23 protein-coding genes are annotated in these 24,725 nt (G+C 66.4%); 6 read left to right on the forward strand and 17 right to left on the reverse strand.

What is annotated here, in order from left to right; genetic code table 11:
* Window positions 1-100: 100 nt before the first annotated feature.
* A complete protein-coding gene (locus A9J21_RS11045) occupies window positions 101-586 on the reverse strand; it encodes a GFA family protein (RefSeq protein ID WP_066735608.1) in 486 nt (161 codons plus the stop codon).
* Between the two features lie 249 nt (window positions 587-835).
* On the opposite strand from A9J21_RS11045, the gene A9J21_RS11050 reads away from it, so the two are divergent.
* On the forward strand, window positions 836-1,195 hold the full coding sequence (locus A9J21_RS11050; RefSeq protein WP_066735470.1) for a hypothetical protein: 360 nt from the start codon (window positions 836-838) through the stop codon (window positions 1,193-1,195).
* A gap of 166 nt (window positions 1,196-1,361) precedes the next feature.
* On the opposite strand, the gene A9J21_RS11055 is transcribed toward A9J21_RS11050, so the two are convergent.
* The 5 genes from A9J21_RS11055 to A9J21_RS11075 are packed head-to-tail and all read right to left on the reverse strand — an operon-like array spanning window position 1,362 to window position 6,132.
* Window positions 1,362-2,300, reverse strand: coding sequence for a LysR family transcriptional regulator (locus A9J21_RS11055; RefSeq protein WP_066735611.1), 939 nt, complete (start codon window positions 2,298-2,300; stop codon window positions 1,362-1,364).
* A gap of 8 nt (window positions 2,301-2,308) precedes the next feature.
* Entirely contained in the window at window positions 2,309-3,208 is a 900-nt protein-coding gene (locus A9J21_RS11060; RefSeq protein WP_066735472.1) for a 2-hydroxy-3-oxopropionate reductase, read from the reverse strand.
* Between the two features lie 24 nt (window positions 3,209-3,232).
* Window positions 3,233-4,024, reverse strand: coding sequence for a 2-dehydro-3-deoxyglucarate aldolase (garL, locus tag A9J21_RS11065; RefSeq protein WP_066735475.1), 792 nt, complete (start codon window positions 4,022-4,024; stop codon window positions 3,233-3,235).
* 15 nt (window positions 4,025-4,039) lie between these two features.
* Window positions 4,040-5,134: a malate/lactate/ureidoglycolate dehydrogenase gene (locus tag A9J21_RS11070; protein ID WP_066735478.1), complete on the reverse strand. Its 1,095-nt coding sequence runs from the start codon at window positions 5,132-5,134 to the stop codon at window positions 4,040-4,042.
* A gap of 2 nt (window positions 5,135-5,136) precedes the next feature.
* Window positions 5,137-6,132: a tripartite tricarboxylate transporter substrate binding protein gene (locus tag A9J21_RS11075; RefSeq protein WP_066735482.1), complete on the reverse strand. Its 996-nt coding sequence runs from the start codon at window positions 6,130-6,132 to the stop codon at window positions 5,137-5,139.
* 263 nt (window positions 6,133-6,395) lie between these two features.
* On the opposite strand from A9J21_RS11075, the gene A9J21_RS11080 reads away from it, so the two are divergent.
* Entirely contained in the window at window positions 6,396-8,072 is a 1,677-nt protein-coding gene (locus A9J21_RS11080) for a thiamine pyrophosphate-binding protein (protein ID WP_066735485.1), read from the forward strand.
* A gap of 115 nt (window positions 8,073-8,187) precedes the next feature.
* Here A9J21_RS11080 and A9J21_RS11085 read toward each other — a convergent pair whose 3' ends face one another.
* Entirely contained in the window at window positions 8,188-8,550 is a 363-nt protein-coding gene (locus A9J21_RS11085) for a hypothetical protein (RefSeq protein WP_082926347.1), read from the reverse strand.
* Window positions 8,551-8,738: 188 nt separating this feature from the next.
* Here A9J21_RS11085 and A9J21_RS11090 point away from each other — a divergent pair, with 188 nt between their 5' ends.
* The 3 genes from A9J21_RS11090 (at window position 8,739) to A9J21_RS11100 (ending at window position 12,099) form a co-directional block, all read left to right on the forward strand.
* A complete protein-coding gene (locus tag A9J21_RS11090; RefSeq protein ID WP_066735490.1) occupies window positions 8,739-9,629 on the forward strand; it encodes an RNA polymerase sigma-70 factor in 891 nt (296 codons plus the stop codon).
* Window positions 9,630-9,671: 42 nt separating this feature from the next.
* The gene (locus tag A9J21_RS11095; RefSeq protein ID WP_066735492.1) at window positions 9,672-10,583 is read left to right on the forward strand and encodes a LysR substrate-binding domain-containing protein; all 912 of its coding nucleotides are present in this window, start codon (window positions 9,672-9,674) and stop codon (window positions 10,581-10,583) included.
* 157 nt (window positions 10,584-10,740) lie between these two features.
* A complete protein-coding gene (locus tag A9J21_RS11100; protein ID WP_066735493.1) occupies window positions 10,741-12,099 on the forward strand; it encodes a VOC family protein in 1,359 nt (452 codons plus the stop codon).
* 135 nt (window positions 12,100-12,234) lie between these two features.
* On the opposite strand, the gene A9J21_RS11105 is transcribed toward A9J21_RS11100, so the two are convergent.
* From A9J21_RS11105 to A9J21_RS11135, 7 genes are all read right to left on the reverse strand, one after another.
* A complete protein-coding gene (locus A9J21_RS11105) occupies window positions 12,235-13,341 on the reverse strand; it encodes a porin (RefSeq protein WP_066735494.1) in 1,107 nt (368 codons plus the stop codon).
* A 151-nt stretch (window positions 13,342-13,492) separates the two neighbouring features.
* Complete coding sequence (locus A9J21_RS11110) at window positions 13,493-15,589, reverse strand: acetate--CoA ligase family protein (protein ID WP_066735498.1); 2,097 nt, start codon at window positions 15,587-15,589, stop codon at window positions 13,493-13,495.
* Window positions 15,590-15,725: 136 nt separating this feature from the next.
* Window positions 15,726-16,100, reverse strand: coding sequence for a Zn-ribbon domain-containing OB-fold protein (locus tag A9J21_RS11115; protein ID WP_066735502.1), 375 nt, complete (start codon window positions 16,098-16,100; stop codon window positions 15,726-15,728).
* Window positions 16,097-17,272 (reverse strand): thiolase family protein, encoded by a 1,176-nt coding sequence (locus A9J21_RS11120; RefSeq protein WP_066735504.1) that lies wholly within the window; start codon window positions 17,270-17,272, stop codon window positions 16,097-16,099. Before A9J21_RS11120 ends, A9J21_RS11115 begins: the two co-directional genes overlap by 4 nt.
* Window positions 17,269-18,492 (reverse strand): ABC transporter substrate-binding protein, encoded by a 1,224-nt coding sequence (locus A9J21_RS11125; protein WP_066735507.1) that lies wholly within the window; start codon window positions 18,490-18,492, stop codon window positions 17,269-17,271. The genes A9J21_RS11120 and A9J21_RS11125 overlap by 4 nt, the downstream gene beginning before the upstream one ends.
* Window positions 18,493-18,573: 81 nt before the next feature.
* Window positions 18,574-19,632, reverse strand: coding sequence for a cyclase family protein (locus tag A9J21_RS11130; RefSeq protein ID WP_066735509.1), 1,059 nt, complete (start codon window positions 19,630-19,632; stop codon window positions 18,574-18,576).
* A gap of 3 nt (window positions 19,633-19,635) precedes the next feature.
* Window positions 19,636-20,415, reverse strand: coding sequence for an IclR family transcriptional regulator (locus A9J21_RS11135; RefSeq protein WP_066735517.1), 780 nt, complete (start codon window positions 20,413-20,415; stop codon window positions 19,636-19,638).
* Between the two features lie 304 nt (window positions 20,416-20,719).
* Here A9J21_RS11135 and A9J21_RS11140 point away from each other — a divergent pair, with 304 nt between their 5' ends.
* A complete protein-coding gene (locus tag A9J21_RS11140; RefSeq protein ID WP_066735519.1) occupies window positions 20,720-21,250 on the forward strand; it encodes a riboflavin biosynthesis protein RibA in 531 nt (176 codons plus the stop codon).
* A 25-nt stretch (window positions 21,251-21,275) separates the two neighbouring features.
* Here the strand turns inward: A9J21_RS11140 and A9J21_RS11145 are convergent, their stop codons facing one another.
* From A9J21_RS11145 to A9J21_RS11155, 3 genes are all read right to left on the reverse strand, one after another.
* Entirely contained in the window at window positions 21,276-22,433 is a 1,158-nt protein-coding gene (locus A9J21_RS11145) for an AI-2E family transporter (RefSeq protein WP_231906882.1), read from the reverse strand.
* Window positions 22,434-23,183: 750 nt separating this feature from the next.
* On the reverse strand, window positions 23,184-23,624 hold the full coding sequence (locus tag A9J21_RS11150) for a hypothetical protein (protein ID WP_066735524.1): 441 nt from the start codon (window positions 23,622-23,624) through the stop codon (window positions 23,184-23,186).
* Between the two features lie 103 nt (window positions 23,625-23,727).
* Window positions 23,728-24,723 carry a LysR family transcriptional regulator gene (locus A9J21_RS11155; RefSeq protein ID WP_066735527.1) on the reverse strand — a complete coding sequence of 332 codons (996 nt, stop codon included), beginning with the start codon at window positions 24,721-24,723 and terminating at the stop codon, window positions 23,728-23,730.
* Window positions 24,724-24,725 lie beyond the last annotated feature (2 nt).

Genomic DNA, 24,725 nt, shown 5'->3' on the forward strand with positions numbered 1-24,725 from the left:
GCCGGTGCAAGACCCTGTCGGGGGCCGTCCGACCACTTCCGGGCCACCTTTGTCAGCGCTGCTTCGCCAGCCGTGGCGACCGCTGGCAACTGCTTCGACGCTACTTCAGCAGGTCATGCCGCGCGTGCCATTCGCGCAGGGATTCGTGTGGCCAGGTGCCCACGTGGCGGTGGCCTTTGCCGCGCGGGACGTCGACCCACGGTGCCACGTAATCGAGCCCGGCTTCCACCACATCGGGGGGGCGGGGCAGCGGGGTATCGATGGCGCCCGCATAGGGATGTACCAGGTCGGGCCAGCGCGGGTCCCACATCCACAGTGGACTGCCGCACAGCTTGCAGAAGTGCCGGTACCCCTTGGAGCGCTTTGGACGCTGGCCGGGCTCGCGGATCACGGCATGGAAATGCGCCACGTGCTGCTGTCCGGCCACGCGCAGCGTGTGGGCATCGCCGCCAAGATTGATGCCATAGCCGCCGCTGCCACCGGTCTTGCGGCAGATCGAGCAATGGCAGTGCATGTAGGGGTAGGGTGAATCGGACTCCAGGCTGAACTGCACGGCGCCGCATTGGCACGAACCGTCGAGATGCATGGTGGCTCCTCGGAATCGTTGATCGATGCGGTTCAGTGTGGTCGACGTGCGGGCGTCGATCAAGCGCGGGAAATCACAAAATTTGCCAGAAACTGTGGTGTTGTCGGGCGTTGTCTGTCAGCGCAGGCGAGGTTTTGTAAGGAGATGTGTGAATGCGGCACGCGGGGCACCATGTGACTTCTAAACTGGGCACGCGGTGGGAAACAACGCACCCGTCGTTTTCGATAACAACCACCTGAGAGGTCTCATATGTCCAAGCAACGAACCATTCGCACCACGTCCCTGATTGGCGCCCTGGCAGCCGGCATGATCTCTGTCACCGCCTTTGCACAGACCGCCCAGACCCCGGCGCCGCCGGCCGACATTACGACGGCGGCCCCGCCGGTCACCACCCAGGTCCAGCCGCCGAAGGACCCGCTCGTGGAGCGCCGCGAGTCCCGCAAGGCCGCCAATGACCAGTACAAGGCCGAGAAGAAGGCCGCCAAGGGCGAGTACAACAAGGACGTGAACGCCGCCAAGTCGGAACGCAAGGACGCCAAGAAGGCCGCCGACGCGACGGCCAAGGCGGAACTGCAGAACGGTACGACGAACGGTACGACCAAGCAGTAAAGGCCCCTGACAGGGCTATGGTCCCGTTCTCATTCAGGGGGCGGGGCAGGGGAGCGGGACGGTGGCTCGATCTGAGGCAGGTCGTGAATTTAGCTGCCGTGCCGGTCTCCCCCAACCCTTCTCCCGTATGCGGGGGAGGGGCGCAAAAACAACCGGGAACCGGCGTCTACACCAGCCGGGCCCCCGGCCACGCCCCCGACATCACGATATTGCGCACGGATTGCCGCACTGTCTGCATGATGTCCCAAAGCTCAGGCACCACCGGGCGGTTGCGCGCCGTGGTCATCGCCACCTGACGCGTCACCACCGGGTCAACCAGCCGCGCCGAATGCAGCCGGCCCTGGGCCACGCGGTCTGCCACGGCAGCAAACGGCAGCAGCGTGGCGCCACAGCCGTCTTCCACCAGCCGCATGGCGACCGTATTCGATGCATCGCACTCCATCGCCATGTTCAGCGTGGTACCGACGCGCGCCGCCAGCGATTCGGCCAGCACGCGCAGCCCGTGCGATGTGCTGGGCAGGATCAGCGGCACCTCGCCCAGGCGCCGCGCCTGGAACGCGGGGCCAAGGTGGCTCCATGATGTGGGTGTGACCAGCGTCAGGTCTTCTTCCAGCAGCACGTCCACCTTGAGCGCACCCTGCTGTTCGGGCAGGTAGAGCAGGGCGACATCGATATCGCCAGCCGCCAGCCAGGCCAGCACCGGGTTGGCCAGGCCTTCCACAAAACGGATCTTTGTCGCCGGAAAACGTGCCTTGAGCGCCGTGCCGATGGCCGCGAACGCGGTGTTGGCGATGGTCGGCTGCGCCGCGATGACCAGTTGCGCCGGGCCTTGCGCGGTGGACGCCCGCACCGCGGCGCGGGCCTCGGTCAGCGTGGCGGCCACCTGCCGCGCGTATCCGAGCAGCGTGCTGCCGGCCTCGGTCAGCACGACGCCACGGCCGCTGCGGTGAAACAGCCGCGTATCGAGTGCGGCCTCCAGCCGCGCGATCTGGCGGCTGACGGTCGACTGGTCTGCGCCAAGCTCCAGCGCGGCGCGCGAAATGCTCTGCGTGTTCGCCACGCAGACAAAGCACGCCAGGTCGTCGGAATTCAGCGCGGCCGACATGGCGGTCATCAGGCCTGCTTTGGCGTGTCGCCGATGGCGAACGACGACATGTGCTCGATGGCCTTGACCAGCCCCGAATGATCCCAGCCAGCGCCGCCCTGGGCCACGCAGACGTTGAACAGCTGTTGCGTCGATGCCGTATTGGGCAGGCCCAGTCCCAGCTGCCTGGCCGTGGACAGCGCCAGGTTCAGGTCCTTCTGGTGCAGTTCGATGCGGAAGCCCGGGTTGAACGTGCGCTTGATCATGCGTTCGCCGTGGACTTCGAGGATCTTGGAACTGGCAAAACCTCCCATCAGTGCCTGGCGCACGCGTGCCGGGTCGGCGCCGGCCTTGGCGGCCAGCACCAGCGCTTCGCTGACGGCCTCGATGGTCAGCGCCACGATCACCTGGTTGGCGACCTTTGCCACCTGACCATCGCCGACATTGCCCACCAGCGTGATGTTCTTGCCCATCAGTTCCAGCAGCGGCAGAACCTTGTCGAACACCGGCTGCTTGCCGCCGGCCATGATCGACAGCGTGGCAGCCTTGGCGCCGACCTCGCCGCCGGACACCGGCGCATCCACGTAGTCGCAGCCAAGCTTTTCGATCCTGGCGGCAAACTCGCGCGTGTCGATGGGTGAGATCGAGCTCATGTCCACCACGACCTTGCCCTTGGTCAGCCCGGCGGCCACGCCGTTGTCACCGAACAGCACGCGCTCCACGTCAGGCGTATCGGGCAGCATCAGGAAGATGATGTCGGCCTGCTTTGCCACATCGGTGGCGCTGGCGCATTGCTGCATGCCGCGGTCCAGCAAGTCCTGCGGCACGCCGCTGCGCGTATGCGCGTAGACGGTATGGCCGCCAGCCTGCAGGTGTTCGGCCATGGGCTTGCCCATGACCCCCAATCCGATAAATCCGAGCTTGCTCATGATTCCTTCCTGTTGAAAATGGCTTCAGGCCGCGAAGCGGTCGCGCAGTGAGCGTGCCGCGTCGCGCAGCAATACGTGATCGATGCCGACCGCCACGAAGTGCGCGCCCATGTCCAGATAGCGGCGCGCGTCGGCTTCCACGGGGGTCAGCGTGCCGATGGCCTTGCCGGCGCGGTTGGCTGCATCGTAGATCTGCTTGACCGCCGCCTGCACATCGGGATGGTTCGGGTTGCCCAGGTGCCCGTAGGCCGCGGCCAGGTCGTTGGGGCCGATGAAGATGCCGTCCACGCCCGGTTCTGCGCAGATCTCGTCGATCGCTTCCACGCCCTTGCGGCTTTCCACCTGCACCAGCACGCAGATATTGTCGTTGATGGTCTTGAAGAAGTCGGGCACCGTGCCATAGCGGTTCTGCCGCTGCACGCCCGACACGCCACGGATGCCGTCGGGCGGATAGCGCGTGGCGCGCACCGCGCGGCGCGCTTCCTCGGCCGATTCCACGAACGGAATCAGGAAGTTGTAGAAACCGATGTCGAGCAGGCGCTTGAGCATCACCGGATCGTTCCACGGCGGACGCACCACGGGCGCGCTGGTGCTGTCCTTGAGCGCCATCAGCTGCGGCGCGAAGGTCAGGACGTCGTTGGGCGAATGCTCGCCGTCCAGCAGCAGCCAGTCGAAGCCGGCCAGTCCGACGATTTCGCTGGTCACGGGCTGGCCCAGTGAACTCCACAGGCCGATCAGGCGCTTGCGCGCAAGCACATCGGCCCGGAATTTGTTGGGCAGCGGGTGGATCTGGGGCAGGTGAGGGGTGGTGGACATCGTAAGTCTCCTGGATCAGTCGGCCGCCAGCGCGGAAAGCGGGCCCGGCGATTTGCCGCGGGCCTGCAGCACGCGTGCGGCGGCGTCGTCAAGCTGGGCCAGCGTGCTGCTATCCACGGGAATGTATTCGGCGCGGGCGCGGCGCCATGCGCGTTCGGGGTCGCCGGGCAGGCGGATGGCGTCATTGCCCGGCTGCAGGCGCGATGCCTTCATCCATTCGACAAAAGACTCCACCTCGTGGCCGAACGTGGTGCTGCTGCCCAGCCGCGCCGGATCGAAGATGATCGCCAGCATGTTGTTCCACACCGCATGCTCGTGCGTGAGCGTTTCGGGGCGGATGGTATGGCCGCCGGTCACGGCCGCGCCCAGCAGTTCGCACATCACGGCCAGCACGTAGCCCTTGTGTTCGCCGAACGTGCGCAGCGCGCCCTGCGGCGTGCCCGGGTGCGGGAACATCACGGCGGGGTCGTCGGTGGGGTGGCCCTGCGGGTCCATCAGGCAGCCTGGCGGCACCGGCACGCCCTTGTTGTTGGCAACGCGCACCTTGCCCAGCGCGATGGCGCTGGTGGCAAAGTCCAGCACCAGCGGCGGCTGCCCGGCCACCGGCACGCCAATCGTGAACGGATTGGTGCCAAAGCGCGGATCGTAGCCGCCATGCGGCGCGACAATCGGCTTGGATAGCACATTGACGAAGTGGATCGAGATCATGCCGGCCGCCGTGGCCTGCTCGGCCCAGTGGCCGACGCGGCCCAGATGGTGCGAACGGCGCAGGCCCAGCACGCACACGCCGTGTTCCCTGGCGCGTTCGATGCCCAGGCCCATCGCCTGTTCGGTCACGGCCTGGCCCATGCCACGGTTGCCGTCCAGGCTCAGGATGCCGCCCGATTCATGCACCACGCTGACCTGCTGGTTCAGCTGGAGCTGGTCGGCCTGCCACGACATCACGTACTTGGGAATCATGCCCACGCCATGCGAATCGTGGCCGGACAGGTTGGCGCCCACCAGGTGATCGGCGGTCAGCGTGGCCTCGCGGGCGTCGGAGCCCGCCGCCAGCCAGAGGTCTGCCACCCATTGGTGCAGGCCGGCAGTCGGGATGCGGTGATCACTCATGCTTACTCCAGGTGAATATTGGCGACCTTGATCAGGTTTGCCCATTTGGCAACTTCGCTTTTCTGGAAATTGCCCAGTTCGGTGGGGCCGGCGCCCGAGGGCTCCACGCCCATCGACGCCAGTTTGGCGCGCACGTCGGGCTGGCGGATGATCTTGCCGATTTCGGTCGACAGCTTGTCGACAATGGGCCTGGGCGTGCCGGCCGGCGCGAAGATGGCCTGCCACGACACGATCTCGTAGCCGTTCAGGCCAGACTCCGCCATGGTCGGGACGTCGGGCAGTTCGGCTGCGCGCTTGGCGCCGGTGGTGGCCAGCGCGCGGAACTTGCCGGACTGGATCATCGGCATGGCGGCCACGCTGTTCTCGAATACCAGGTCCACCTGGTTGCCCAGCAGCGCCTGCACGGCCTGGCTGCTGCCCTTGTATGGCACATGGGTCATGCGCAGGCCGGCCATGTTGGCGAACAGTTCGGCGGCCAGGTGCTGCGACGTGCCGTTGCCCGACGAGCCGAAGTTGACCGTGCCCGGCTTGGCCTTGGCAGCGGCAATCACGTCCTGGACGCTCTTCCACGGGCTGCTGGCGTTCACCACCAGCACGTTCGGCAGCGTGCCGATCAGCGCGATCGGCTGGAAGTTCTTGATCGGGTCATACGGCATCTTCGGGTACAGGCTCACGTTGATGGCGTGCGAACTGATCGTGCCGCCCAGCAGCGTGTAGCCATCGGCGGGGGCCTTGGCGACGTAGTCGGAGCCGATATTGCCGCCGGCGCCGGCGCGGTTTTCCACCACCACGGACTGGCCCAGCACCTGCGACAGCCGCTGGCCGATCAGGCGGCCCAGCAGGTCGGTGGTGCCCCCGGCAGCAAACGGCACCACATAGGTGATGGGCTTGGTCGGGTAGTGATCGGCGCCCTGGGCGCCGGCCTGCGAGGCAACGGCCATGCATCCGGTACAAAGCACGGCCAGCATCGGCCGCATCAGGCGATGGGGAAAATTCATATCATGTCTCCTGTAGCGCGAACGTTCGTGTGCGGCAGTCCCTTGGCGGGCTGCCGTTCTGCCTGACGGTTTCCGGATGGAAACCCAAGCCAGGCGGGGCGTCTTGTGCTGCGCCTCGTCCGCAAATCTACACGGACCCACGCCGTGCCGACTTGCAGAATTCGCATAACAGAAATGCACGATAGGCCGCGCAGCCGCGCACGTCAAACGGAACAATTGCAGACATTGCGATAAACAAGCCGATAACGCGCCCAACGCCCAACATGACCTCCAACGCTTCCCAGACGGCCCGCACCGGCGGCCGCGTACTTGTCGACCAACTGCGCATCCATGGCACCGAACGCATTTTCTGCGTGCCAGGCGAGAGCTTCCTTGACGTTCTGGACGCGCTGCATGACCAGCCGGCCATCGACCTGGTGGTGTGCAAGCACGAAGGCGCGGCCGCCAACATGGCCGAAGCCGACGGCAAGCTGACGGGCCGTCCCGGCATCTGCTTCGTGACGCGCGGCCCTGGCGCCACGCATGCCAGCATCGGCGTGCATATCGCCCAGCAGGACTCCACGCCGATGATCCTGTTCGTTGGCCAGATCGCCCGCGAACACAAGGGTCGCGAGGCGTTCCAGGAAGTCGACTACGCGGCGGTATTCGGGTCGATGTGCAAGTGGGCGGCCGAGATCGACGATCCGGCGCGTATCCCGGAAATGGTGGCGCGTGCCTTCCAGGTGGCGACGTCGGGCCGTCCGGGCCCGGTGGTGCTGGCGCTGCCCGAGGATGTGCTCGATGGCCTGGTGGAAGTGACCGACGCCGCGCCGTACCGTGCCGTGGCCGCCGCCCCGCGTCCCGAGGGCGCCCAGGCGCTGGCGGCCGCGCTGGCCGCCGCCCAGCGCCCGCTGGTGATTGCCGGTGGCGCCAACTGGACCGACCAGGCCGTGCGCGACTTCGCCGCATTCGTCAAGGCCTGGGACCTGCCCGTGGCCTGCGCCTTCCGCCGCCAGGACGTGATCGACAACCGCGACCCGCACTATGTGGGCCACCTGAGCCTGGGCGTCAGCCCCAAGCTGGCCGAACGCGTGAAGACGGCCGACCTGATCGTTGCCTTCGGCACGCGGCTTGGCGATATCGCCACTGACAGCTATTCGCTGCTGGAAGTGCCGCAACCGAAGCAGAAGCTCGTGCATATCCATGCCGACAGCTTCGAACTGGGCCGTGTCTACCAGGCCGCGCTGCCGATCCATGCAGGCGTGGAGCCGGGCGCCGCAATGCTCGCAACGCTGGCTGCGCCTGCCACGGTGGCCTGGAAGGACTGGACCGCAGGCGCGCGCGCCGACCACGAGGCCTTTGTCACGCCCCCGAAGCCGCATGCGGAACTGACCGGCGTGGACATGGCCGCCGCCATGGCGCACCTGAACCAGGTGCTGCCCGAGGACGCCATGCTGTCGAACGGCGCGGGCAACTACACGGTATGGCTGCACCGTTTCTATGCCTACAGGAAGCCCCGTACCGAACTGGCGCCAACCTGCGGCGCAATGGGCTACGGCCTGCCGGCTGCCATCGCCGCCAAGTTGCGTTTTCCGGAAAAGACCGTGGTGTGCTTTGCCGGTGACGGCTGCTACCTGATGTATCCGCAGGAAATCGCCACGGCCGCCGCCCATGGCGCGAACCTGATCGTGATCCTGGTGAACAACCGCATGTACGGCACGATCCGGATGCACCAGGAACGCCGCTATCCGGGCCGCCAGAGCGGCACGACCATCGTCAATCCCGATTTTGTGGAGATGGCGAAGGCCTGCGGCGCCTGGGCCGAGCGCGTGGAACGGACCGAGGATTTCGCCGCCGCCTTCGAGCGGGCGCAGCAGGCTGGCAAGCCTGCCGTGCTGGAGTTGATGACCGACCCGCTGCAGATCACGCCTGTGATGCGTGTCAGCGAACTGCCGAGGTAAGGCAGACAGGTAAGGGTGGCAAAAGCAAGTGACGTGAAAGACGTTTAGTCCAAATTATGGAAATTCAATAATTCGGACTAAACGTCAGCCGGTTCCGAAAGGGCACGGAAGATACCTAGAAGAGAGAACCCTGGGGCCGGGCTTCATGCCCGGTGGTTTCCCGTTGGGAATATTGCGCAAGTTGCGGATGTTCCGGATGTTGCCCGCCTTGGGCAACCGGCTTTGCAAGAATCTGGCGGATCTGCGCCAGATAGCGCTCGCCCACCGCGCGATGGGTCTTGCGGGCCTCGTCGGCAAAGCTGCGCCGCGACGGCGGCCGAATGTTCAGCAGCCGGCAAATCGTTGACAGATAAGGCTTTTTTCCATCCGCAGCGGTGCGGCGCGCGGCCGACACCAAGGCTGCATCACCAATGCGTCCGCGCAGCCAGACCAATACCTGGCGGTCATATTCGTTCTGCACACGGATCAGGTGTTCCATTTCAGGGCTCCGAAGGTTCCGACACTGTTCAATCCATCCCGATACGTCTCTTGGTACTGTCTATCCATACAGTACACTGTAAATATATACAGTAGTTCGGAAATTTCAAGCCCGCAGTCGGTCGCCGCGCGAGACGCCGGTGGGGCGCCAATGCCACAATGACGGCCCCACCGCCGGACTTCCACGCCATGGCCGCGCCCGCCCCAGATTTCACCCAGACCTTCGACCCGCTTCGGCCGCGTCTTCTGGCCATTGCATACCGCATGCTTGGTACCGTGGCAGAGGCCGAGGATGTGGTGCAGGACGCCTGGCTGCGCTGGCACGGCACCGATCGCACCGTGATCGACAACCCCGAGGCTTGGCTGGTGTCCGTCACCACACGGCTCGCCATCGACCATCTGCGCGCGGCCAAGCTCCAGCGCGAGCACTACGCCGGGATCTGGCTGCCCGAGCCGCTGCTGGGCGAGAGTGCCGATACGCCCGAAGCCATTCACGAACGTGCCGACGATGTGTCGGTGGCGTTCCTGTTCCTGCTGGAACGCCTGACGCCCGAAGCGCGCGCGGCGTTTCTGCTACGTGAAGTCTTCGATGCCGACTATGCCGAGGTGGCGGCGGTCATCGGCAAGAGCGAGACGGCCTGCCGCCAGCTGGTAAGCCGTGCCAAGGTCCAGTTGCGCGACGCCCGGCCACGCCAGCCCGCGCGCAAGGACATGCACCTGAACCTGGTGCGCCGGTTCGCCCAGGCGCTGGAGCAGGGCAGTTTCGATGCGATACGGGGCCTGCTGGCCGACGAGGCCACGCTGATTGGCGATGGTGGCGGCAAGGTGTCGAGCTTTCCGAAGCCGCTGGTCGGCGGCGGCAAGATCGCGCAGGTCTTTTTCGCGGCCCAGCGGCGCGGCCTGGCGGTGCGCGTGCAGATGGTGGTGCTCAACGGCCAGTGGGCGCTGCTGCGCTTTGTGGACGGGCAGCTCGAATCGGCCCAGAGCATCGAGACCGATGGCGAGCGCATCGTCGGCATCCACGCACAACGCAACCCCGACAAGCTCAAGCGCATTCTGGCCGCCATCGCGCGCGCCTGATTTTCCGTATCCGATTTCCTTTCGATTGCCTGCCCCCGAACCATGCGCCTGCCCAGCCTGATCGCGCTCCAGATGCTTGAGTGCGCTGCCCGACTTGGCAGCTTCACGCGCGCCGCGGCGGAACTGAACGTCACCGAAAGCGCAATTTCCCGGCAGATCCAGACACTGGAGGAACGGCTGGGCGTGCGCTTCTTCGAACGGGTGCGCCAGCGCGTGGTGCTGACGCCTGACGGCGACCGCTATGTGCGTGAAATCCGCGCCGAACTGAAGGCCATCGAACGCGCCACCAAGGACCTGGCGTCGCGCGCGGGCGGCATGGAGGTGCTTGAACTGGCCGTGGTGCCCACCTTCGCCACGCAATGGCTGATTCCGCGCCTGGCGGCGTTCCGCGCCGAGCATCCGCGCATCGTCGTCAATATTCACGCGCGGCCCGAGCCGTTCCACTTTGCCGATTCGCTGTTCGATGCGGCCATCTACTTTGGCGACGACGCCTGGGACGGGCATCCGTCCGCCAAGCTGCTGGAAGAGGGCCCGTCGATCCCGGTGTGCAGCCCGCAGTTGCTGCAGGGCAAGCCCCTGCGCGAGCGGGAAGACCTGCTGAAACTGCCGCTGCTGCACCTGGCGAGCCGGCCCGACGCCTGGCCGGACTGGTTCGGGGGCGATGACGAGGCGATCCGGCGCCATGCCCGTCTGGGGCCGCGCTACGACCTGTTCACAATGGTCACGGGCGCCGCCATCTGCGGACTCGGCATCGCCGTTCTGCCAGAAATGATGGTGCGCACGGAAATCGAAAGCGGCAGGCTCGCGGCACTGCCGTTTGCCGAAGCGCCGGGCTCTGGCCGCAACGGCGCCTATTTCCTGACCTACCGGCAGGCCAAACCCGGCGATGGCAGCGTTCGCGACAAGGCAGCCCTGTTTGCGGACTGGCTGCTGCGGCAATGCGAAGGGACGTAATACGAAAGGGCGCACGCTGACGCAGCCCGGGGGCAGGTGGGCATCAACTTGATGCGAAAACCGCATCAAGTCGGCCGGAAAAATCGCTTGTCGACCCGAACCCGGCCCACCACACTTGGCGGCTCTTTTCAGTCACTTGAGTCGTCCCCCGAACAACATGTCTGCCGCCTTCACGTCCCCCAGCCAGATCCGCGCCCAGTTCTCGCGCGCCATGTCCGATATGTACCGTGCCGAGGTGCCGCAGTACGGCACGCTGATGTCGCTGGTATCGGACGTCAACGCCGAGGTGCTGGCGAGCGTCGGCGCTGCTGCCGCCGGTGCGGCCGGCCAGGAATCGCGCATCGAGGTGGAGCGCCACGGCGCCATCCGCGTGGGCACGCCGGCCGAACTGGCTACGATCCGTCGCCTGTTCGCCGTCATGGGCATGTTCCCGGTGGGCTACTACGACCTGTCGGTGGCTGGCGTGCCGGTCCACTCCACGGCCTTCCGGCCCAGGGACACCGCCGGCCTGGCCGAGAACCCGTTCCGCGTGTTCACGTCGCTGCTGCGCCTTGACCTGATCCAGGACGCCGCGCTGCGCGACGCCGCCGCATCGGTGCTGGCTACCCGGTCGATCTTCACGCCGGGCTGCCTGGCAATGATCGAGCGTGCCGAGCAGCAGGGCGGCCTGGCTGCCGAAGACGCCGCCCGCTTCGTGGCCGAGGCGCTGGAGACGTTCCGCTGGCACGGCAAGTCCACGGTCGATGCCGACCTGTACTGGAAGCTGCGCAAGACGCATCCGCTGATCGCCGACATCGTGTGCTTCCCCGGGCCGCATATCAACCACCTGACGCCGCGCACGCTGGACATCGACATCGTGCAGCAGCAGATGCCCGCGCGTGGCATCCAGCCCAAGGCCGTGGTGGAGGGCCCGCCCACGCGCCGTTGCCCGATCCTGCTGCGCCAGACCAGCTTCCTGGCCCTGAGCGAACCGGTCACCTTCCGCGATGGCGGCGAAGCCGGTACCCATACGGCCCGCTTCGGCGAGATCGAGCAGCGCGGCGTGGCGCTGACGCCCAAGGGCCGCCAGCTCTACGACGAACTGCTCAACGAGGTGCGCAAGGTCATCACCCCGGCCGGTGACGGTTCGAACGCCGATACCTATCGCAAGACGCTGGGCGACGTGTTCCAGGCGTTTCCGGACGATCACCAGTCGCTGCGCCAGCAAGGCCTGGCGTACTACCGGTATGCGGTTGGCAATGCCGCGGCCGATGGCGGCGATGTCGAGGCACTGATTGCCGCTGGCGCACTGGTGGCCGAACCGATTACCTACGAAGACTTCCTGCCGGTCAGCGCCGCCGGTATCTTCCAATCGAACCTTGGCGACGAGAACCGCGACGTTCTGCAGGCATCGCCCAATCGCGCCGCCTTCGAGCAGGCGCTGGGCGCAACGGTCAGCGACGAACTGGCGCTGTACGCGGCCGAGCAGCAGGCGTCGCTGGATGCCGCGCTGAAGTCGCTGGGACTGGCCGGCTGAGACCGCAAGCAGCCATCAAAAAGAAAGAGGCCCGCACAGGCAAACACCTGCGCGGGCCCATAGAAAGACGAAGGGAAAGTCTTCGCCGTGGAGCCTGGACGCTTTACGCGTTCAGATGAAGATCAATCGCGACGATCAGAAGCGGTGGCGCACGCCGATGATGGCGCCGAACTGGCTCTGGCCGGCACCCACCTGCTCGCTGGTGGCGGTCAGCGTGGTGGCGCTGCCGTTCAGCGACGGACCAAAGCCCGACAGGCCCATTGCCGAACCGTTGCGGTTCTGTGCGTAGGCGGTGATCGCGTAGAGGTCGGTGCGCTTGGACAGCGCATAGGTGCCCGACAGCACGAAGCTGTACGGATCGGCGTTGCTGTTGCGCACGTCGGTGTAGTAGGCGGCGCCGGTCACCGCGATGGCCGGGGTCACCTGGTAGGTGGCGCCCACCCAGTACAGGTTGGTGCGCAGCGAGCTGCTGGCGAAATCGCCGTAGTACCAGCGATAGCCGGCAAACGCGCGGCCACGGCCAAAGTTGTAGCTGGCGCCGATGGTGGCGCGGCGCTCGCGGTTGTCGTCGGTGGCGATGGTGCTGCCGCGCACTTCGTCATAGACCACGCGGGCCGACACCGGGCCGGCATCGTAGCCACCGGCCACCGACCAGTTGCGGCCGGCCTTGTAGTCGCCCGGCACTTCGCCGCCGGCGCTGCTGTCATAGCCCGTGCTGTAGAACAGGCCGTAGTAGAACGCGCCGGTCTGGCCCGTGAACTTCAGCGAGTTGTCGGCGCGGCCCGACATCCACTTGTCGTGCATCAGCACCGAGTAGCGCGTGGCGATGGCCATCGGATCATAGGCCAGCGAGAAATCGTAGAGCACCGTCTGGTGACGACCCAGCGACAGCGTGCCGTACTGGTTCTGCAGACCCACGAACGCCTGACGGCCGAACAGGCGGCCGCCCTGGTTCAGGCTGCCGGTGTCCAGGTCAAAGCCGCTCTCCAGCGTGAAGACCGCCTTCAGGCCACCACCCAGGTCTTCGGCGCCACGCAGGCCCCAGCGCGAGGTCGACAGGTTGCCGGCCGACATGCGCACCACGTTGTTGCTGCCGCCGGTGGCGGTGTTCGGCGCGTGAGTCAGGAACTCCACGCCGGCGTCCACCACGCCATACAGCGTGATGCTCGATTGGGCCTGCGCCGCAGCGGGCAGGGCAGGCAGAACGGCCATGGCGGCCAGGCAGGCAAGACGGGTCTTCATGCTTCGTTATCCTTGTAGTGAGACGCGCGCACGCGCACCTCCGTAAGGGCTCAGGCGCGATGCGGCGCCTGAAATGTAACGATTGATGTCGAAGCAAAGAAGAGCGAATCGCCTGACAGTTTGTCTTAAGGTGTGGACAATCAGCGCGGGGTCAGCCGGCCACCACTTCCATCAACCCATCCACCACCACAGCACCGTCGGCCCCCAGCATCACCGGATTCAGATCCACCGAGCGGATCTGGCCGTGTGCCCGGTGCACGAGATTGCCGACCTTTGCGGCGACGTCGCAAAGCGCGGCCACGTTCAGCGGGGCATCGCCGCGTACGCCGTCGAGCAGCGGCGCCATGCGCAGGCTGCGCACGGCGCGTTCGATGGCGGCCGGGCTGGCAGGGGCCAGCAGCACCGCCGTATCGCGCACGACTTCCACATACTTGCCGCCGTCGCCCACCAGCAGCACCGCGCCAAAGACCGGGTCCCAGTGGGCCCCCACCATGCATTCGCGCTGGCCGCGCGACATGCGGGCAACGATCACGCCTTCGCAGGGGGCGTGCATGGTGTCGAGTGTCTGCGTTTGCCTGGTGAAGGCTTCGACAATTGCCTCGCGGCTGTTGCAGTTCAGGGCCACCAGGCCGTGTTCACTCTTGTGTGGCACGGCCGGGGAACTGGCCTTGATTGCCACCGGGGCGCCGATACGTTGCCAGGCAGCCACGGCCTCTTCTGCGGTCTGGCACAGGTAGTGTTCGACCACCGGTACCCCGGCTTCGGCCAGCCGCGCCAGGCTGGCGGCCTCGCTGAGCGTGTGCGATGGCGAGGACTCGTCGGTTTGCATGACGGGGCGCCCGGCACGTGGAACGGCGGGTTCGCCGGCCACGTCGCGCAGTAATTGCTGGTGCGCGGTCAACTGATGGAAGGCGGCCAGTGCGTCGGTTGCGTGGACGAAAGTCGGCACGTTGGCCGCGCGGAATTCGCTGACCACCGCGTCCTGCCAGGCTGCCACGGCAATCGGCTTGCCGGCCTGATCCGCAAACCGGGCCGCATCGCGCGCGAAGCGCGGCACGTCGTAGCCCATGCCGGCAACCGGGATGTCGAGCAGAACCAGGTCGGCCGAAGGATCGGCTCCCACCACGGGCAGCACGTCGCCAAACAGGCCGCTGTTGGTCAGCAGGGCGGCCGTGACGTCCACCGGGTTGGCCGTGGCCGCAAAGCCGGGCAGCCGTTCGGCCAGCGCGGCTTGCGTGGCGGCCGACAGCGGTGCCATCGAAATGCCCAGCGTATCGGCCGTATCGGTCGCCATCACACAGCTGGCGCCCGAGTTGCTGACGATCACCAGCCGGCGGCCGGCGGGCTGCCAGCCGCGCAGGTAGAGCGGCGCACAGCGTGCCAGTGCGTGGGCGTCTTCGACGCGCCAGATGCCGTGCCGGGCCAGGAAGGCGTCGACAGCGCGGTCCTCGTTGGCCATGGCGCCCGTATGCGAGGCCGCGGCGCGTGCGCCCGCCTGCGAGCGGCCCGATTTCACCGCCACCACGGGGATGCCGCGCGCGCGTGCCACGGCGGCCGCTTCGGCCAGCACTGCGGGGTCGGACAGCGTTTCGAGATACAGCAGCAGCAGGCGCACATCGGGATCGTGGGCCACGGCCAGCGCCAGTTCGCTGACGGTGACATCGGCCTGATTGCCGGTGGCATGCACATGCCGCACGCCAATGCCCTGGTTGCGCAGCAGGCCATAGACCAGCGCCGCCGTACCACCGCTCTGGCTGACCACGGCCACGGGCCCATCCTGCGGCGGAATCTCGATAAACATCGTCGAGAAACTGGCGATAGTGCCATTGCCAAAGTTGGCCAGCCCCTGGCTGTTGGGGCCCACGATACGCAGCCCGCCTTCGCGGGCGATGCGCACCATCTCGTCCTGCTGGCGCTTGCCCGCTTCGCCCGCCTCGCCGAATCCCGAAGCGATCACGATGGCGGCGCCCACTCCCAGCCGCGCGCAATCGGCCACGGCCTGCACGGCGGCGTCGCCGGCGACGACGATGATCGCCAGTTCGGGCGCTTCGGGCAGTGCCTCGAGCGACGGGTATGCGCGCAGCCCCTGCAACGATTCGCGCTGGGGGTTGACCGGGTAGATGGTGCCGGCGTAGCCCATCGTCTGCATGTAGTGGATCGGTCTTCCGCCAATCTTGTGGATGTTGTCGGAGGCACCGACGATGGCAACGGAACGGGGCGAGAGCAGGGCGGAGAGGGTGGAGGACATTGTTCTGGAAGCCTGTTGGCGTTGTGGGGCGAAAGTAGGCGAAAAAGGGGGCGGAAGTTCGGGCGGTCTCAGAACCGGGCACAGCTGGGCACGGCTTGAGGCCAGGTCAGGAACAAGGCCGCGTTCAGCGTGCGGCTTAACGCCGCGTGAACCGCAGCAGCGGCTGCCCGTCGTGGTGGAACACGCTGGCAAGTACGCGATTGCCGATGGCGACGCCGGGGTCGGCATGGCCCATTACGCGCGGGCCTTCGTCCAGCGTCGCGATGACCAGCGTGTAGGGCACCAGCGCCTGGAAGGCTTCGGTGGGTGCGCGGAATACCTCTGTCACGGCGTACACGGTGGCGTGGCCGCTGCCATCGCGCCAGGCCAGTTGCCGGCTGCCGCAGGCGCGGCAGGCGTGGCGCTGCAAAGGCTGCCACGCGCCACAGGTTTCGCAGGCCTGGTAGCGCACCACGCCGGCGGCGAGGCCCTCGGTAAACGGCGGGGTGGCGGGAATTAGCGGTTCGCTCATGCGGTCTCCAGGATCAGGCTTACGTGCGACGACAGCACGCCGCCATCGGCATGAAACAAGGCGCGATGGCGGCGGCTCGACAACTGCCGGGCACCGGCCCGTCCGGCCAGCTGGCGGGCGGCTTCGGCCAGATGCATCAGTCCGCCGGCCACGCCGGAATGTCCAAACGCCAGCAGCCCGCCGTGCGTGTTGAGCGGCAGTGCGCCATCGGTCTCGAATTCGCCAGCGCGCAGGCGGGCCACGGCCTGGCCGCGCGGGGCGATGCCGATTTCCTCCAGCAGCATGACCAGCGTGATGGTGAACGAGTCGTAGATCGCCAAATAGTCGATATCGGCCAGCGCGCAGCCCGCTTCGGCAAAGGCGCGGCCAGCGGCATCGGACGCGCCGCTGCGCATCACGTCGTCCAGTGCGCCAAGGTGCTGGTGCCGATGCGCCTGGCCGGCACCAGCAATGCGTACCGGCGTGTCGTCTCCCGGCTCGGCGGAAACCACCAGCGCCACGGCGCCGTCCGAAATCGGGCAGCAGTCGGACAGCCGCAGTGGCGACGCGATGGGGCGCGCCTGGCGGGCGGTGTCGAGCGTCAGCGGATTGCGCAGATGGGCGTCGGGATGCCCGGCGGCGTGGCGCCGCATCAGCACCGCGAAGTCCGACAGCGCATCGGCGTCTAGCCCCACCTCGTGCAGATAGCGCGAGGCCAGCAGCGCGTAGTAGGCCGGTACCGATGCGCCGTTCGGCACCTCGATCCCGGGCTCGCCCACCTGCGCCAGCGTCTGCACCGATTGGTCGCGGCTCTGGCCGCTGAGGCGGTTCTCGCCGGCCACCACCAGCACGTTGCGGCAGCGGCCCGCGCGCACCAGATCATGGGCCAGCATCGCCATCAGCCCGCCCGTGGCGCCGCCGCCAGCCATGCCGTGGGCATAGGCCGGCTGCAGCGACGCGAACTCGCAGAAGCGGTCGGCCAGCATCAGGTGCGGCAGCGTGGTGGCGTAGCCGCACAGCACGCCGTCGACCTCGCCGCGCGCCAGCCCGGCGGCATCCAGCGCCGCGTCGGCGGCCTGGGCCATCAGCGTCAGCGGCGTGCTGCCGGGCAGGCGGCCAAAGCGGGTATTGCCCACCCCGCGCACGTAGCTGGAATGGTTGCTGGATATCGTCACCGTTTCAGCCGCCGTCATTTCTTCAGCAGCGGGCACTGCGACTTCGCCACCGGCATGAAGGCCTGGTCGCCGGGTACGGTCGCCAGCAGCTTGTAGTAGTCCCACGGGTACTTCGATTCCTCGGGCTTCTTGACCTCGAACAGGTACATGTCGTGGATCATGCGGCCGTCCTCGCGGATGCGGCCATTCCTGGCAAAGAAGTCGTTGATCGGCAGCGTCTTCATCTGCTTCATCACCGCGGCGGTTTCGTCGGTGCCGGCGGCCTGCACGGCCTTCAGGTAGTGCGTGACCGACGAATAGACGCCGGCCTGGCTCATGTTCGGCATCTTCTTGACCTTGTCGAAATACTTGCGCGACCACGCCCGCGTGGCGTCGTTCATGTCCCAGTAGAACGCCTCGGTCAGCACCAGCCCCTGCGCCGTCTTCAGGCCGATGGCGTGGATATCGTTGATATAGAGCAGCAGGCCGGCCATCTTCTGGGTGCCGTTCTTCGTCAGCCCGAACTCCGACGCGGCCTTGATCGCGTTGACGGTGTCGCCGCCCGCGTTCGCCAGCCCCACCACCTGCGCCTTGCTGGCCTGGGCCTGCAGCAGGTACGAGGCAAAGTCGCTGGTGTTGATCGGGTGCCGGGCGGCGCCCAGCACCTGGCCGCCGGCCTCGGTCACCACCGTCGTGGCGGACTGCTGCAGCGTGTGGCCAAAGGCGTAGTCGGCGGTCAGGAAGAACCACGTCTTGCCGCCGCGCTGCACCATGGCCTTGGCCGTGGTGTTTGCCAGGGCATAGGTGTCGTACGCGTAGTGGACCGAAACCGGGGTGCAGAGGTCATTGGTGATGCGCTCGGTGCCCGGGCCCGAGAACACCACGATCTTGTTCTTCTGTTTGGCGACATCGAGCACGGCCAGTGCGGGTGCCGAGGCGGCCACGTCCAGGATGGCATCGACCTTGTCCTGGTCGAACCATTCGCGCGCCTTGTTGGCGGCGATGTCGGCCTTGTTCTGGTGATCGACCACCACCAGCTCCACCTTCTTGCCCAGCACCTTGCCACCGTAATCGTCGATCGCCATCTGGGCCGCCGTGGCGCTGCCGCGGCCGGTAACGTCGGCATAGAGGCCGCTCATGTCGAGCAGCAGGCCGATCTTGACGACATCGTCGGAAATGCCGCCCTTGGGCTGGGCGTGGGCCGCCAGCGATGCAGCGGCCAGCGCGGCAGCGGCGATGAGCCTGTATGTGGTTTTCATGGTCTCCTCCGTTTTGTTATGTCAATGTGTTTTCTCCCCTTTCTCCCATTTATGGGCGAGAGGAGAAAGACGCATTCGGTGCTACACCGTTGCAATCGGCGTGGTCGGCGATCCCACCGCGCCGGGCAGACGCAGCGGCGGGGCGGTCAGCATGAAGCGCGTGCGCCGGTGGGCGCGTAGCCAGTCGGCCAGTTCCCGCAGGTACCAGAGTTCGCCCAGCGGCAGGCCCAGCTTGAACAGGCAGTGGTGGTGCAGCGGCAGCAGCGGATGGGTATTCGCGTCATCAGGCGGGGGCAGGGCCGGATAGCGCTCGACGGCGTAGTTGTCGGCGATCAATGCGGCGATGCCGGCGTCGGTAATCCAGTTCAGCAGCCGGTCGTCGCGTCCGTTCAGCGCGCAGCAGCTGTGGTGCAGTACGTCCTCGTCGGGATTGCGCTGCATCGACAGCACCACCTCGGCAAAGCCGGTGCGCAGCAGCAGCATGTCGCCGCGCTCCACTTCCACGCGGTGCGCCTCCATGGCGCGCATCAGGTCGTCATAGCCAACGTTGCGGAAATCGGTGCCGAAGACATCGGCCAGGTCCACCAGCACGCCCCGGCCCTGCATGCCCTTGACGGCGAAGTTCTCGATGCCCAGCGCATTGGCATGGCTGCCGTGCCCGTGGCCGCAGTCATGCGCTTCGAAGTGGTCATCCTCGGCGTAGTCGACCGGGCCGACGATATCGGCATTGGCGCGGTAGCCGTTGTAGTAGACGCGCTCTGGGCGGCCATCGCCATCGGCATCGAACAACGCGCCCACATGGGCCAGCGAGTCCCACTGGGTGGAGTACTGCAGGCATAGCAGCACCTGGTCGTCGCTGATCACGTCGGTGGCGGCCGGGTTGACCTTTGCCAGCGGAAAGTTCAGGTACGGGATGTCGTCGCGGAAGGTCGGGCGCAGTTGCGGCGGATGCCGGCGCGGGTTGAGCTTGTTGCCGCCCGGGTAGTCCAGCGGCATCGACAGGCAGAAGCTGATGCCGGCCTGAATCTCGCGGGCGCCCCTGACCACCTGTTCCGGGCCGATCAGGTTGACGCGGCCGAGCTGATCGTCGGGACCGAAATCGCCCCAGTTGGATCCTTCTGGACGTTGCTTCCAGCGCATGCTTCATGCCTCCTTCGGTTGTGGTTGCCGGATGGGATGTCGCCAGGCGGCGGCGATGGCGTCGGCCTCGCGGCGCAGCGCGCGGGCCAGCGCGGTCTCGCGTTCGGTAATGCGTTCGTTGAGGGCGGCAATGCTGATGGCGCCCAGCGGATAGCCGTCGGGGCCGGGCAGGGCAATGCCGATGCCGCCCATGCGCTCCACCACGACATCGAGCAACACGGCATAGCCGCGCGCCCGCGTGGTCTCCACGTGGCGGCGCAGCATGGCGGCATCGATCCGGGGATAGCGTTTCAGCGACGGCGCGATGCATGCCAGCACCGCGTCGATTTCGTCGTCGGGCAGCGCGGCCAGCAGCGCCAGGCTGCCGGCACCCACGCCAAGCGGACGACGGCTGCCGATATCGAGATAGTTGGCGCGGATCGGGAAGGTGCCCAGGCGCAATTCCAGGCACACCGATTCCCAGCCGCTTGGCACCGAAAGAATCGCCGAATCTTCAAATGTATTGGCTAAACGGATCAGCGCGGGGCGCACCAGCGGGCGCATGTCGAGCCGGCGTTGAGACGCGGCCTGCAGGGCCAGCCATTCCGGCCCCGGCGAGAACGCCTTGGTGGCGGGATCGCGTTCGACCATGCCTTCGGCCATCAGCGTGTCGAGCAACCGCAGGGCCGACGCCTTGTCGACCTGTGCCGCAGCCGCCAGGTCGGTCAGCCGGGCATTGCGGGTATCCGACAGGGCGCGCAGCAGCCGGCAGGCCTTTTGCAGCGAGGTGCTCTGGACAGTCACGTATGCGTCTCCTCCGGGTCGGATTTTGTCTAATGAAACCTCGGTGCGCGCGACAGCCGTTGTTTTATAGGAGATTCAGGGGCACTCGTCATTCTGCGATGCATCAAAGTTTTGCCGCATGAAACTCTGAGGGCGCACCAGTTTCGGCGTCGTCCTACAGGCCTGCGCGGCCGCATGCCGACGTGGCGAAAGCGGCCTGAACCCTACGATTGAACGAAGAAGGTAGAAGAAATACGAAAAACCGAGAGGGAGGGCCATCCACATGCAGGCCGGCAGACGCGCGTCCGGCACAAGGAGCCCCGACATGACAGGCAACCTGATTTCCGGCGAAGCGGCCAACACCCGTATCGCTGCGCTCTACGACACCGAGGCGGATGCCACGCAGGCGGTGGATCTGGTCTGCAACACCGCCGGCCTCAGCGCGGGACAGGTCAAACTGGTGCACCCGCACGAAGCCCACTTTGGCCGCAAGCTGGAGCCCGACGAAGACGGCATTGCCCGCACGGCGATCCGCTCGCATCTGACGCTGGGGGCCTGCGGGCTGATACTCGGCCTGCTGGTGACGGGCGTGCTGTATCTGCAGAACGTGGCATGGGTAACGCAGAACCCGTGGCCGTCAGCGCTGGCGGGTGCGTTTATCGGCGCCATGCTGGGAATGATGGGCGGCGGCCTGATCACGGCCCGCCCCGATCATCAGGCCGTGATCGCGCCGGTGCGCGAGGCCGTCCTGCATGGGCGCTGGGCGGTGCTGGTCAATCCCGAGTCTCCCCAGCAGTGCGACGACGCCATGCGTACGCTGCGCGGCACGCATGCCGAAGTCATGCGTTCGGTGTGAGGGCTGAGGGGCGGCTTGCCATAGCTTATTCGCCAAGAAACTCGGCCAGCACCTCCAGCCCCTCCACATGGTCGGCGACCACCTTGGCAATAACCGCCAGCGGTATCGCCAGCAGCATGCCCCAGGTACCCCACAGCCAGGTGAACAGCAACAGCGACACAAAGACGGCCACGGCATTCATGCGCGCCAGGCGCCCGGTCATCCAGGTGGTCATGCCATTGCCGATCAGCGTGGCAATGACCATCGAACCGCCCGCGGCGGCGCCGGCCACGGCCAGCGTGCCGGCTTGCATGAAGCCGGCCACCCCAAGGCATACCGCCACCACCAGCGACCCGAAGTACGGCACCAGGTGCAGCACGGCGGCCACCAGCCCCCAGGTGCCGGCATTGTCGATCGACAGATACTTCAGCAGCAGATAGATGCAGAAGCCCAGTGACGCGTTGGTGACCAGCAGCATGACCATGTAGCGCTGCACCTGCCGGTTGATCTCGTCGAGCATGTGCACGTTGATCTTCTTCTGGCTCAGCGTCTTGCCGGCCATCTTGATGAACTTGCGCTTGAACATGTCGCCCGCAAGCAGCAGGAACCACGTCAGGAACAGCACCACCACGGACTGGGCCATCAGCGCGAAGGCACTGACCCAGCCCGCCCACACCATATTGCTGAAGTTGTCTGCGGCGCGCTCGACCACCACTGGCGCACCGCGCGGCGTGGGCGGCTGCCCGGTGCCACTGAGGATGGTGGCGGCGCGGCGCACTTTCTGGACTACGGAATCGTCCCCGCTCATCAGCGCCCCGACCGAACGCGACAACTTGCTGGCAATCTCGGGCAGCCGGTCAACGATGGACGACACCTGGCCCTGCAGAAGGTAGGCGCAGCTCAGCCCCAACGCCAGCAGGCCCAACAGCACCAGGGTGGCGGCGATGGCGCGGTGAATGCGGCGGCGATGAAGCAGCGCAACAAGCGGGTCGAGCAGATAGGCCAGGATGATTGCGAGCACCACGGGCACGATGAACGCGGTGGCGACATGCAGCGCGTAGAGCGACGCCAGCGTCGCCAGCACGATCAGCGCCTTGCTGGCGCGTCCGAGGGACTCGGTCCAGGGCGGCGGCGCGTAGTCGGGGCTGGTGATTGGTGCGGCGGAGGCGGTTGGTATCGGCCCGGCGACGGCGGCGTCAGCCACGGCGGCTGCCGGTTCGGCAGGCAGGGACGCCGCAGTGGCGGGAAGGCCGTCGGCAGGCGTCGGCGTGCTGGTCTCTGACGGCCGCGCGGACCGCAAGGCGGGAGAGGGCGGAACGGTCGACATGGCGGCACGGTGAAGAAGGGGATTCTTCGAGGATAGCCTCGTGCGGATTCCCGGGGTGTCGGCGCCCAGCCGGGTCGGTGTGTAGGACGGATATACGTAACTGGTGCAGCACCGGAAAGGGTGCGCGCCCTGACAATGCACCGGGGTTGGCGGGGCACAAAACAAAACGCCGGTCTTGTGGACCGGCGTTTCGTGTAAAGCAATGATTCGGTGATGTTGCCTTGGGATGCTTGCTTGCGTGTGCTGTACGTTTGCCTTGCTTAGCGCGGAGAATCGTCGCGTGGGCCGGGTGAGGTATCCATGAACTGTTGCTGGTTAAGCAGGGGGTCGTTCTTGATCATCCAGCGGACACCGAAAGCCAGTGCAACGATGCAGGCCAGCATATACGCAACGATCGCAGTGAGAGTCAGCATATTTCTATCACAGGAGTAGGTTGCGACCGCAGTTGCCACGTCGGGATCCGGAACGATGCAGGACAGCGCGTGGCGGGCCGGATGGGAACGGATTGTATGTGACAGCAGACGTGATTCCGACCCGATTTCGCCTGAAATTTTCTGTATGCCGATCTAAGCGCAACTAATATCGGCAGGTTGTGCTATGTCCGGACATCCAATGCTGTCTGCAGCGTCAGAAAAAGCAGCCCATGCTGTACTGCTCGGTGCGCAGTGCGCGCGCGGCATCGCGATAGCGATCGGCGTAGCTCCAGTATTCGGTGTGCTGCATCGCGCGTTCGGCGGCGCGGGCCTGGGATTCCAACGCCCGGCACTGGTTCCAGAACGTGTTCTGGCTGCGCCAGTCGGCCTCGTCCTGACGGGCGTCCCAATTCTGGATCTGCTCGGACATGCGCGCGCGGTTCTGCAGGTAGGCCTGTTCGTCCTGGCGAATCTTGGCCGACTTCTGGACGGTAGTCACATTGCCGCGCATCGAGCCGGTGACGTTCTGGTAGCCGGCCGGGCAGGGCCCGTTCGTGTACAGCGTGTCACGCGGGCTTTCGCATTTGGTCACGGCGGCCTGCGCCACGCCCGAGGCGGCCATGGATAGCAGGAAGGCGCAAAGGAGTCTGGACATGGCGTGGCTCGCGGCAGGTTTCGATGCGATCACTGTAGGCAGTGCGCGGCGACCCCGCCAAGGCCGTCAAGGTATCCAGATATTTCACAAGCTTTCGATTGCCTTACGAAGCCTGCTGCGCTGGGCGTGAACTTGTCTTACGACCACCTCCGGCGGACCCGCTTGGCTTGCTTGCCTTGCCTGCCCTGGCAGGCTGGCTGGCCGGGTCGATGGCTGCGTTGGCAGACAGCAGCATGTCGTAAAGCTGCTGCGCCGCCGGCGACAGCGACCGGCCGCGCTTGCGGATCAGGCCAACCGTGCGCTCCACCACCGGGTCCACCAGCGGCACGCTGGTCAGTGCGGGATGCTCGCCCGGCGGCATCGCCAGGCGCGGCACCGCGGCGATGCCCAGCCCGGCTTCCACCAGTCCCACCAGCGTGGTCACGTGGCGCACCTCGCAGTACCACTGCGGCCGCGCGGGGATGTTGCCCAGCGCCAGGTCCAGCAGCATGCGGTTGCCGCTGGCCTTGCCCACGGTCATGTAGTCGTATTCGCCCAGTTCGGCCCAGGTGACCTTGCGCTTGCGCGCCAGCGGATGATCGGGCGGGCATGCCACCACGAACGGCTCCTTGAGCACTGGCTGGAAATCGACATCGGGCTCCTGCGTGCCGATGTAGTTGAGTCCGAAATCGGCCTCGTTGCGCACCACCAGGTTCAGCACGTCGTTGGCGCCTTCGTCGATCAGCCGCACCACGATGCGCGGATACAGCGCGTGATACTGGCGCAGCACCGCCGGCAGGAAATAGCGCACGGCCGATGGCACGCAGGCCACGGTCACCTCGCCGGTGATGCGTGTGGCGACATCGCGAATTCCGAGTAGCGATTCCTCCAGGCCGTTGAGCAGCTCGCGCGCCTTGCGCGAGAACTCGCGTCCGACCGCGGTCATTTCCACCGAGCGCGTGGTGCGGTCGAACAGCCTGACGCCTAGCGCGTCTTCCAGCTTTTCAATGCGCCGCGACAACGCCGGTTGCGACAGGTGCAGTTCGCCCGCCGCTGCCCGGAAGCTGCTCAGTTCCGCCACGGCCACGAAGGCACGCAGATCCGCCAGATTGAAATTCATGC

It is taken from the genome of Cupriavidus sp. D384 (genome assembly GCF_001652915.1).
GTDB lineage: Bacteria > Pseudomonadota > Gammaproteobacteria > Burkholderiales > Burkholderiaceae > Cupriavidus.

Excerpts from the sequence above, each read along its gene's own strand:
- A9J21_RS11045 (WP_066735608.1), bottom strand. The coding sequence starts at position 586 with ATGCATCTCGACGGTTCGTGCCAATGCGGCGCCGTGCAGTTCAGCCTG.
- A9J21_RS11050 (WP_066735470.1), top strand. The coding sequence starts at position 836 with ATGTCCAAGCAACGAACCATTCGCACCACGTCCCTGATTGGCGCCCTG.
- A9J21_RS11055 (WP_066735611.1), bottom strand. The coding sequence starts at position 2,300 with ATGTCGGCCGCGCTGAATTCCGACGACCTGGCGTGCTTTGTCTGCGTG.
- A9J21_RS11060 (WP_066735472.1), bottom strand. The coding sequence starts at position 3,208 with ATGAGCAAGCTCGGATTTATCGGATTGGGGGTCATGGGCAAGCCCATG.
- garL (WP_066735475.1), bottom strand. The coding sequence starts at position 4,024 with ATGTCCACCACCCCTCACCTGCCCCAGATCCACCCGCTGCCCAACAAA.
- A9J21_RS11070 (WP_066735478.1), bottom strand. The coding sequence starts at position 5,134 with ATGAGTGATCACCGCATCCCGACTGCCGGCCTGCACCAATGGGTGGCA.
- A9J21_RS11075 (WP_066735482.1), bottom strand. The coding sequence starts at position 6,132 with ATGAATTTTCCCCATCGCCTGATGCGGCCGATGCTGGCCGTGCTTTGT.
- A9J21_RS11080 (WP_066735485.1), top strand. The coding sequence starts at position 6,396 with ATGACCTCCAACGCTTCCCAGACGGCCCGCACCGGCGGCCGCGTACTT.
- A9J21_RS11085 (WP_082926347.1), bottom strand. The coding sequence starts at position 8,550 with ATGGAACACCTGATCCGTGTGCAGAACGAATATGACCGCCAGGTATTG.
- A9J21_RS11090 (WP_066735490.1), top strand. The coding sequence starts at position 8,739 with ATGGCCGCGCCCGCCCCAGATTTCACCCAGACCTTCGACCCGCTTCGG.
- A9J21_RS11095 (WP_066735492.1), top strand. The coding sequence starts at position 9,672 with ATGCGCCTGCCCAGCCTGATCGCGCTCCAGATGCTTGAGTGCGCTGCC.
- A9J21_RS11100 (WP_066735493.1), top strand. The coding sequence starts at position 10,741 with ATGTCTGCCGCCTTCACGTCCCCCAGCCAGATCCGCGCCCAGTTCTCG.
- A9J21_RS11105 (WP_066735494.1), bottom strand. The coding sequence starts at position 13,341 with ATGAAGACCCGTCTTGCCTGCCTGGCCGCCATGGCCGTTCTGCCTGCC.
- A9J21_RS11110 (WP_066735498.1), bottom strand. The coding sequence starts at position 15,589 with ATGTCCTCCACCCTCTCCGCCCTGCTCTCGCCCCGTTCCGTTGCCATC.
- A9J21_RS11115 (WP_066735502.1), bottom strand. The coding sequence starts at position 16,100 with ATGAGCGAACCGCTAATTCCCGCCACCCCGCCGTTTACCGAGGGCCTC.
- A9J21_RS11120 (WP_066735504.1), bottom strand. The coding sequence starts at position 17,272 with ATGACGGCGGCTGAAACGGTGACGATATCCAGCAACCATTCCAGCTAC.
- A9J21_RS11125 (WP_066735507.1), bottom strand. The coding sequence starts at position 18,492 with ATGAAAACCACATACAGGCTCATCGCCGCTGCCGCGCTGGCCGCTGCA.
- A9J21_RS11130 (WP_066735509.1), bottom strand. The coding sequence starts at position 19,632 with ATGCGCTGGAAGCAACGTCCAGAAGGATCCAACTGGGGCGATTTCGGT.
- A9J21_RS11140 (WP_066735519.1), top strand. The coding sequence starts at position 20,720 with ATGACAGGCAACCTGATTTCCGGCGAAGCGGCCAACACCCGTATCGCT.
- A9J21_RS11150 (WP_066735524.1), bottom strand. The coding sequence starts at position 23,624 with ATGTCCAGACTCCTTTGCGCCTTCCTGCTATCCATGGCCGCCTCGGGC.
- A9J21_RS11155 (WP_066735527.1), bottom strand. The coding sequence starts at position 24,723 with ATGAATTTCAATCTGGCGGATCTGCGTGCCTTCGTGGCCGTGGCGGAA.